This window comes from Roseovarius halophilus (ex Wu et al. 2025), from assembly GCF_047086965.1.
The window spans coordinates 1-8794 of the sequence record NZ_JBKOTX010000208.1; the positions used below are offsets into that span (position 1 = coordinate 1).

7 protein-coding genes are annotated in these 8794 nt (G+C 65.6%); all 7 read right to left on the reverse strand.

Features of this window, described 5'->3' with window-relative positions; translation table 11 throughout:
* Positions 1 to 448: 448 nt before the first annotated feature.
* The gene (gene msrQ / locus ACH107_RS26835) at positions 449 to 1057 is read right to left on the reverse strand and encodes a protein-methionine-sulfoxide reductase heme-binding subunit MsrQ (RefSeq protein ID WP_412508719.1); all 609 of its coding nucleotides are present in this window, start codon (positions 1055 to 1057) and stop codon (positions 449 to 451) included.
* Positions 1058 to 1085: 28 nt separating this feature from the next.
* Entirely contained in the window at positions 1086 to 1988 is a 903-nt protein-coding gene (msrP, locus tag ACH107_RS26840; protein ID WP_412508720.1) for a protein-methionine-sulfoxide reductase catalytic subunit MsrP, read from the reverse strand.
* 75 nt (positions 1989 to 2063) lie between these two features.
* The gene (locus ACH107_RS26845) at positions 2064 to 3557 is read right to left on the reverse strand and encodes an FMN-binding glutamate synthase family protein (RefSeq protein ID WP_412508722.1); all 1494 of its coding nucleotides are present in this window, start codon (positions 3555 to 3557) and stop codon (positions 2064 to 2066) included.
* A gap of 35 nt (positions 3558 to 3592) precedes the next feature.
* Positions 3593 to 5206 (reverse strand): hypothetical protein, encoded by a 1614-nt coding sequence (locus ACH107_RS26850; protein ID WP_412508723.1) that lies wholly within the window; start codon positions 5204 to 5206, stop codon positions 3593 to 3595.
* Positions 5207 to 5241: 35 nt separating this feature from the next.
* A complete protein-coding gene (locus ACH107_RS26855) occupies positions 5242 to 6780 on the reverse strand; it encodes a hypothetical protein (RefSeq protein WP_412508725.1) in 1539 nt (512 codons plus the stop codon).
* On the reverse strand, positions 6770 to 7708 hold the full coding sequence (locus tag ACH107_RS26860; RefSeq protein ID WP_412508727.1) for a hypothetical protein: 939 nt from the start codon (positions 7706 to 7708) through the stop codon (positions 6770 to 6772). Before ACH107_RS26860 ends, ACH107_RS26855 begins: the two co-directional genes overlap by 11 nt.
* A partial coding sequence (locus tag ACH107_RS26865) for a glycosyltransferase family 2 protein (protein ID WP_412508728.1) occupies positions 7705 to 8794 on the reverse strand: 1090 nt, incomplete at its 5' end. The genes ACH107_RS26860 and ACH107_RS26865, both read right to left, overlap by 4 nt.

Genomic DNA, 8794 nt, shown 5'->3' on the forward strand with positions numbered 1-8794 from the left:
CCGCGTCATCAACCTCAGTATTTCAATCCAACGAAACCGCGAACATCCTGCCCGCAACCCCGTCCGGAAAACCAACCGCGCCTCAACGCCGCCGGTGAGGGGGTATCTACGGATTGCTGCCGGATCTCGCAACCCCTTTTTTCGGCCCAGCGTCATTTTTTTGTAAAAAACCGGATTATCCCGTCATTTCAGACGCCTACGCTAGTCATGTTTCTTCGGACGGCAGTTATTGGAAATGAAATTTCGGCGTCCCGATCCAGCCGAGTGCGGCCTACCGGCTTATCCACAGACTTACCCCCAGACCATGCGGGACTCAGCCCTCAATCCGGCTTGGCCGGCGAGTCGCGCACATCCGATGGCCGCGACTCGCACCGCCCCGAGTCGGCAGGATCTGCCCGTTCTCACCATGATCCTGAAAGAATGCCGTGCCGCGGCTCATTTCACGGCCTCACGCCGGCTGTTTCTTGCGTGGCCGGCGAATGCGAAGCGCCAGGAGCCCCAGAATCACGACCAGGTAGATCAGCGGCTCGATCTGGAAGCCCTTCACCAGCCAGAAGAAGTGGATCGCGGCCAGGAGGGCCGCCGCGTAGGTGAGCATGTGCAGCCGCCGCCACGTCGCCCCCAGCCGGCGCACCGACCAGTTGTTGGATGTGACCGCCAGCGGCACCATCAGCAGGAAGGCCGTGAACCCGACCGTCACGTAGGGCCGTTTCAAGATGTCCGCCCAGATCTGCGCGGGGATCGCCACGTCCAGCAGCAGCCAGACCAGCAGGTGCAGCGTGACATAGACAAAGGCCAGCACCCCGATCGCGCGGCGGAACTTCAGCAGGTTTACCCCGGCAAGGCGCCGCAGCGGCGTCACCGCGAGAACGGCCACCATCAGTTGCAGCGCGATCTCGCCCAGTTCATGTTCAAGCACCTCGATGGGCTCCACCCCGAGCCTGCCTGTGGTGCCCAGCCAGAACAGCCAGACCGCCGGCACAAGCCCCAGCAGGTAAAGCGGCCATGCAGGAATCCGCCGGATGCCGCGATTGACCGTCTCGACCGCCGCGTTCATGTGTCTGTTCCCCCGGCCCTGCCCGCGATCAGAACTTCCTGGTAAGGTCCATCCCCGCGTAAAGCGACGCGACCTCGTCACCGTAGCCGTTGAACATCTGCGTATCTATGCGCGGCGAAAACAGGCCGCCGCCGATGCGCCGCTCGGTGGCCTGGCTCCAGCGGGGATGGTCCACCTCGGGGTTCACGTTGGAATAGAACCCGTATTCGCGCGGGTTGGCCTTGTTCCAGCTCGTCGGCGGCTCGGTGTCCGTCGCGGTGATGCGCACGACGGACTTGATGGATTTGAACCCGTATTTCCACGGCACGACCAGCCGTAGAGGCGCCCCGTTCTGGTTGGGAATGTCGCGGCCGTAAATCCCGGTGGCCATGATGGTCAGCGGGTGCATCGCCTCGTCCATGCGCAGCCCCTCGACATAGGGCCACTCCAGAACCGGGTAGCTGACGCCCGGCATCTCGTCGGGGCGCAGTACCGTCTCGAAGGCGACGTATTTCGCCCCGGGCCGAACGCCTGCCATGTCCAGCAGGTCGGCCAGCTCGAACCCGTTCCACGGAATCACCATCGACCATGCCTCGACACAGCGGAACCGGTACAGGCGGTCCTCTACCGTCATCTTGGCCATGATGTCCTCGAACGCGTACGCGCCGGGCCTGTCCACCATGCCGTCGATCCGCACCGTCCACGGTTCGGTCGTCAGCATGTGGGCGTTCTCGGCCGGGTCGTCCTTGCCGGTGCCGAACTCGTAGTAATTGTTGTAGCCGGTGATGTCGTCCCAGCTGTTCGGCTCCATCGCCTCGGCCCGCGCGCGCCCGCCGGCGACAGCAAGGCCCAGCCCGGCCGTCGCGCCGGCCACCAATTGCCGACGGTTCAGCCAGGCACGTTCCGGCGTGACGTCACTTTCCTTGAGGTCGCTCTTCCATCGAAAGGCCATTGTCGAGGTCCACCATACGTAATGCGATTGACTGGAACATAGTTTTCCCGCGATCCGAGGCCAAAGCAATGCGCTTCACGAAGCCGTGGGCGCGTTGTAACTCGGCCGGATCTTGTTGAACGGCACGCTTGTGCCGTCGGCCTGCACGATACGCACGTGCCGCCGCCGCATCAGGCGCGGTTCGCCCACGCCGACGGAATGAGCGATGGTTTCGACCTCCCCGATGACCGAGCGGGCGTAATTCGCCACTTTCTCGTACTTGTCCTCGACGACAAGCCCGGCCTGCAGACGCGGGTCATGGGTGGTGATGCCCGTCGGGCAGGTGTTGCGGTTGCACTTCAAGGCCTGGATGCACCCCAGCGAGAACATGAAGCCCCGCGCGGAGGTGACGAAATCGGCCCCGGCACAGATCGCCCACGCCACGTCACCCGGATTGACCAGCTTGCCGCTGGCAATGACGCGGATCCGGTCCTTCAGCCCGTACCGGTCGCGCATGTCCACCATCCGCGGCAGCGCCTCGCGCAGGGGCATGCCCACCAGGTCCATCAGCGGCATGGGCGCGGCACCGGTGCCGCCGTCGCCACCGTCTATCGTGATGAAGTCGGGGGCGGCCTGCTCGCCACGCTCGTTGATCAGCTCGAAGAAGGCCGCCCATGCATCGGACGAGCCGATCACCGTCTTGAGACCGACGGGCTTGCCCGTGACCTCCCGGATATGCCCGATGAAATCCAGCAGCTCGCCGTAATCGTTCACCTCGCGATGGCGGTTGGGCGAGATGCTGTCCTGCCCGATCTCGATACCGCGGATCCGGGAGACCTCGGCATCCACTTTCGCACCGGGCAGGATGCCGCCCTTGCCGGGCTTGGCGCCCTGCGCAAGCTTCAGTTCGAACATCTTCACATGCGGGTTGGCCGCCACCTCGCGCAGCTTGGCGTCATCCAGGTTGCCCGCCGCGTCGCGTACCCCGTATTTCGCCGTGCCGATCTGGTAGACGATGTCGCAGCCGCCCGTCAGGTGATGCGGGCTCAGCCCGCCTTCGCCGGTATTCAGCCAGATCCCCGCCTTGGCAGCCCCCCGGCTGAGCGCCTCGACCGCCGGCCGCGAAATCGCGCCATAGCTCATGCCCGAGACGTTGAAGATGGATTTCGCCTTGTAGGGGATCGCGGCACGGGGGCCGATCTCCATCGGCGCGGTCACGCTGAACTGGTCGTCCAGCGGCGGAAACGCTGCCGGCACGAAGATCGGCGTGCCCGGCACCCCGAGGTTTCGCGTCGAGCCGAAGGCGATCGTGTTGCCCTTGCCGCGCGTGGCGTGTTTCACCCAGTCGCGCTGTGCGCGGTTGAACGGCATCTCCTCGCGGTCCATGGCAAAGAAGTACTGGCGGAAGAACTCGCCCAGCTTGGTGAACAGGCCCCGGAAACGCCCGATCACCGGGTAATTGCGCCGGATGGCATCGCCGGTCTGCGTCTTGTCCAGCACGTAGAACAACATGGCGACGAAAACCGCGCCGCCCAGCACCAGCACGAAAAGCAGCGCCAGCACCTGCAGCGCATTCATCGCGAATTCCATGCGTTGTTCTCCCTCTTCTTCTTGGGCATCCCGCCCTAAAGCTTGTGAACCACCGCCACCTGATCCTTGCGCCCCTTCTGGTAGAAGGCCGGCACCAGCATGCAGCCCGCGATCGCGGGGATCAACGCGTCGAACTCCGCCGCCACGCCCGAATCGGAATGGGCAAACCGGCGCGTATCCAGGTAGCTCCGGAAAAGGTCCGCCGTCTTGGTGATGCCGGCCTGCTCGTAGGTCTTGGGCTGCCAGCGCAGATCCTCGATCACGTACAGCCCGCCGGACGGCATTTTGGGAAACACCTCCAGAAACGCGTTCTGCTGATGGTGGCTGGCGTGGCTCGCATCATCCACCACGATCATCGGCGCGGGGTCGATCCCGGCAACCGCGCGGGCGATCTGGCTGCGGTCGCCCATGTCGCAGCGGTGAAAGGTGAAACGCTCATGCTCGAACCAGGAGAAGTCCGACACATCGAGCCCGTGAACCCGTGCCTTCGGAAAATAGTCCAGCCACATCCGCACCGAGGGCAGATCCACCGTCGGCCGGTCCGCGCTTTCACCATGTTCGGGCCCGCCGATCAGCAGGCCCATCTCGAGAAATCCGATGCGGCGGCGCCGGAACGGGTTGAACAGCATGTGGTAAAGTTCGGTATAGCGATGCTTGGCCGACCCCTTGTCGGAGCCGTACCGGTCGGCGAGCGCTGTCAGCGGGTTCGCCACCGGCGTCGGTGCGGATGCAACGGCGGGCGATGCCTGCGCCGCGACCGCCGCGCCGGTCTCTTCCACCATTGCCACCGCCCGGCGTTTCTTGGCCGGTGCGGGCAGTGGCGCGGGCTTGTCGATGACCGGCTCGGGCGCCATCCCGTGCTGGCGCAGCAGCGCGTCCAGGTAGCTGCCCGGTTCCGGCACGCCCCCGTGATTGCCGATGAAGCGCTTGATCCGCCGTCCGTAGAAATGGATCGAGACGGTCTCGGGGCGGACCTGCGCGGCGATCTTGTCATGTCCGGCGGCGCGCACCAGCTTGCGCCGGTCGCCGAATCCCACCGGGTAGAGCACCTCGCGCGGCAGGGCATGGCGCGCTTCGCCGGTCTTGTGAAGGTAATGCGTCAGGGCGTGCGGCCCCCAGACGCCCCAATCCATCTCGCTCACATGCATTGGCGTTCCCGCATCGCGGAGCCGCGCGAGCGCGTCACGCTCCTCGGGCCGGAACCATTCGGGAATGCCGTATTCGTCGCGCGTCATTTCCAGCAGCGCGCCCAACGCCTCGCTGTCGCGCGGCAGGCCGAGAACCCCGCCATTGATGTGGCGGGGGCTTTCCCAGCCGAAGAAATGCCCCGTGTCGCTATGGAAGGGCCGGCGGCAATAGGCATCCAGATCCGCCCAGATCACCCGGTCCCGCTTTGCCAGCAGGTGATACCGGAAAACGTCCGAGAAAAGCGCGAAGCTGCCCGTGCGGCCGTGGCGGATGAACCGGTCGATCTGCAGGATCTCGTTGCCGTGTACGCATTCGACACCGTCGGGCACGTTGGACACTTCGCCGTAGTGGTACAGTTTCACCGCGTGTCCCGCATCGACGAAGGATTTCGCGCACAAACCCTCGATATAGCTCAGCGGCCCCTCCACCCAGAGCATCCCGATCTCGTACTCGCGACTCATGTTGTCTCCTTTCACCCCGACCTGCCGGCCCGCCCCTACCGGAACTCGCTGTCATACCGCGCGTGGTTTTCAGGGTTTTTCTTGAATTTCTGTGTCCTGTCGACCGCGTTGAGCGCGGGCCACGCCTGCTCGACCAGCATGACGTTCAGCTTGTTGGCACGCCGGGTTTCCGGCGGCAGCGCCAACGCGGTGCGGATCAATCCGCGGTCCGCGAACGGGTTCATGTAGAATTGCGGCCCCATCGCCGTGAGATGCCCACCCAACGTGTTGGGCAACAACTGCTCGGTGAATTGAAAATCATGAATCCTGTTGCAGGCGTTCCGCGGCAGCGTATCGGCCCACATCATGTAGTCGGGGCCCCATATCGCCGCCTGCGTCGCATCGACCGTTTGCGCCACCCGCAGGCGTTCCAGCCCCTGCGCCAGCGAAAACTCCCGTTGCCCCGGGCGGTACTGGTTGGCGCGCAGGATCTCCATGACGTTCCCGCGCAACAGCAGGTCGGCGTCGGGCGCAAGTTGCTCGGCCACCAGCGTGCGCGCGTCCCGCCCCCTCGTCTGATATCCCGAGGCGATTTCCCGGTCCCGCTGAACCCGCTCGATCCGGGCCGTGTCGAACAGCGGCTTGTGGCGCGCCGCATGCGTGTCGATGATCTCGACCGGCAGCCCGGCGAGATCACCCAGTTGCCGGGCGATCATGAAGTCGAAACCGCTCATCTTGTTGACGTGATGCGTGAACAGCCGCGTGCCGCGCAACTGCTCCGGCGGCGCACAGGCCAGAAGGTTGCGCGAATCGTTGCCGCCCGTGACCGGCAGCGCGCAGCGGTAATTGCCCAGCAATGCCGCCATGATCGCGCGCAACCGCTCGACAATGCCCGCGCAGCTATCCTCCAGCGCGGTGGCGTCACGCTCGAAACCCTCGTCGCCGCGCGGGTAATGCCGCACGAGGCAGAAATTGCGCAGGTCGAGATAATGATTGCCGATCATCCGCTTCACGTGGCGGTCCGCGGTATGCTGGAAGGCGTAGTTTTGCGCGCCGCTCAGCACCGCGTCAGGGTCCACCCGCCGGTTGCGGACCAGCGGTCGATGCAGGCCCGGCAGCAACGACGACGCCACGACACGCGCCACCGGGTCGTAAACCGCCGACAGGTCGCAGACCGGGTCCATGTAGACGCGCTGCCGCGCCCCGTCCGACAGGATCACGACGTAGCGCCCGGCGATCCCCTCGATCACCCGCTCGGCGGCCTCCCAGAAACCGGCCTGCCCCGCGACCCCCGGCACGACCGGGTCCGCGGCGAAAAGCCCGCCCCGCGCATCCACCCCGATCCCGAGGAACAGCCCCGCCTCGGCGCCCGCCCCGTCGCGGATCCGGCAGACCGGCAGGTCGGGGCAATGGCACAGGTGCCAGCCGTCCAGCACGGCCTCCCGCCATCCCTCCGGGCAACATCCCGCCGCGCGGGTCAGGAAATACTGCCGGCGGAACAGCGTGGCGAAATCGCGGCCCTCGGCCCGGCAGACCGCGAGCGCCTGCACCTCGTCGCGTCTTTCCGCGCGCGCAGCCATGCCGTCAGCCGCCATCGGGCGTCACCATGATGATGTCGGGGTTCGCGGCGATCTCGGCCACGTCCCTTTCGTAGATCCGCGTCAGGTGCGCCCGTTCCTGCGCCGTCCACGGGTCGTAACCGCCATGCTCGGGACCGCGGGGGTATTTATCCTGCAGGGCCACGCGCTCGGCCAGCGCCTGGTCGGCCCCGACGCGGTGGATCATCTGCAACAGCTCCGCCACGGCCCGGCCGCTGGCGGTGGGCCGCTTGTTGCGGTCCTTCGGCTCCTTCAGCGCGTCGGCGTCGATGCCAGGCCCGCACAGCCCGGCCAGCACGCGCCGGTCCATCCGCCGGAAATCCTCGTAGCGCCAGACATGCACCGCGGCGTTCGGAAAGAAGGTAACGACGGATTTCAGGATATTGTGCCAACTCGGCATGTTCTCCATGACCTGCCGGCGCATCCTCCACTCGTCCACGAACCACTGGCCGCGGACCGACCGCAGGTACTCGACATAGGCCGAGGCGAAGAAATCGGCATAGTTGCGGATGCCAAGGTGTACCTCTGCCACCTCGTGCGGGAACTGCGCGGCGAAAACCTCGATCAGCTTGCGCCGCCAGCGGTAAAGCACGCCGCGCTTCACGCAATGCCCGCAATGACCGGCCATGTTCTCGTCCGACAGGATGATGCGCTGCGCCCCCGTTTCCAGCAACTCGCCGAAGAAGACCGCCGTCATCTCGTGCAACTCCGCGTCGGAAATCTTGGGGTCCCAGTCCATGCCGACCGCGTTGTAGACGTTGCACTGCACCGGCACCGTCAGCCGCTTGCGGGTGTCGCGGTGATGCACGTAATGCACGCCGGCCCGCGCCAGCGTCTTGGAATTGCGCGCCAGCATGGACTGGACATGACTGGTGGCCGTCTTGTGGAAGCCACCATGCAGGATGAAACGCGGTGGCCCGGTCATTCTGCCGCAAGGTCCTGAAGCAGGCGGTCACGGTTCACCGGCATCTCGCCGGGACGGTTGATCTGCTGCAACAGGTCATGCAGCGCCGACCAGTCCTCCCGCGCCTTCAGGCTCTTGATCCGCGCCCGGTGCCAGTCGCAGGCGGCCGCGTGCAGCCGGGCCAGTTCCGGGTCCGCCAGCAGCCCGTCCAGTTCGCGCTGCATGGCCGCGACCATGGGGAGCAGGCTGCGATCCTCGGCCATGTTCAGGTTCATGTCCGCCCAGTAGGCGACGCCCTGATCGCGGTCGACGTGGTTGGTCCGCCCCCGATCACGCTTGACAAGGAAACTGTCCACCGACCGCACGGCATAATGGTGCAGCCGGGCGTGATCGTGGCTGAATTTCGGATAGGCCGACCACCCCGCCTCGAAATACTTCCCGGGCATGTCCCGGCCGCCCGCGTCGCGCCAGACGAACCCGTCGGGTCGGCCGTCGAACTTGGGGCGGTGCACGCCGATTTTCACGATCGCCTCCGACGGGCGGAACAGCGTCTTCAGGCCGCGCGCGCGGTATTTCTCGGTGTAATCTTCCGGGGCGGCCCAGACAAATTGCTCGATCACCGGGCGGTCCGCGTACTCGGCCACGCCGCCGCAGCCGAAAATCTTCCAGCACAGCGAAATCGCGTCGGCCTCGCCGACCGCGGCAAACAGGTCGTCCAGCCGCCCCTGGCCCGTGCGTATCTTCAGGAACTCGTCACAATCCGCGCAGATGATCCAGTCCGCCTCTTGGTAGACGGGTTCTTTGAGCGCGCGGCGCAACGCCACCCGCTGCGGGCTCGCCCCGGTCTTGAACCTGTTGTCCACGTGCCGGGCCAGCCCCAGTTCTTCCAGCCGCGCGCCGATCCGGTCGGTCCCGTCGTCGCAATTGTTGGTATAGATCAGGAAATCGGTGAAACCGATCGCGCGGTTGTAGGCCACCCATTCCAGCATGAAGGGGCCTTCGTTCTTCATCGTCGTCACGATGGCGTTGCCCGCCGGAACCGCGCCGAAGATCAGGATAATGTCGAGAAAGGACTGATGCTTGGCCGCGATAAGCACCTCGTCGGTG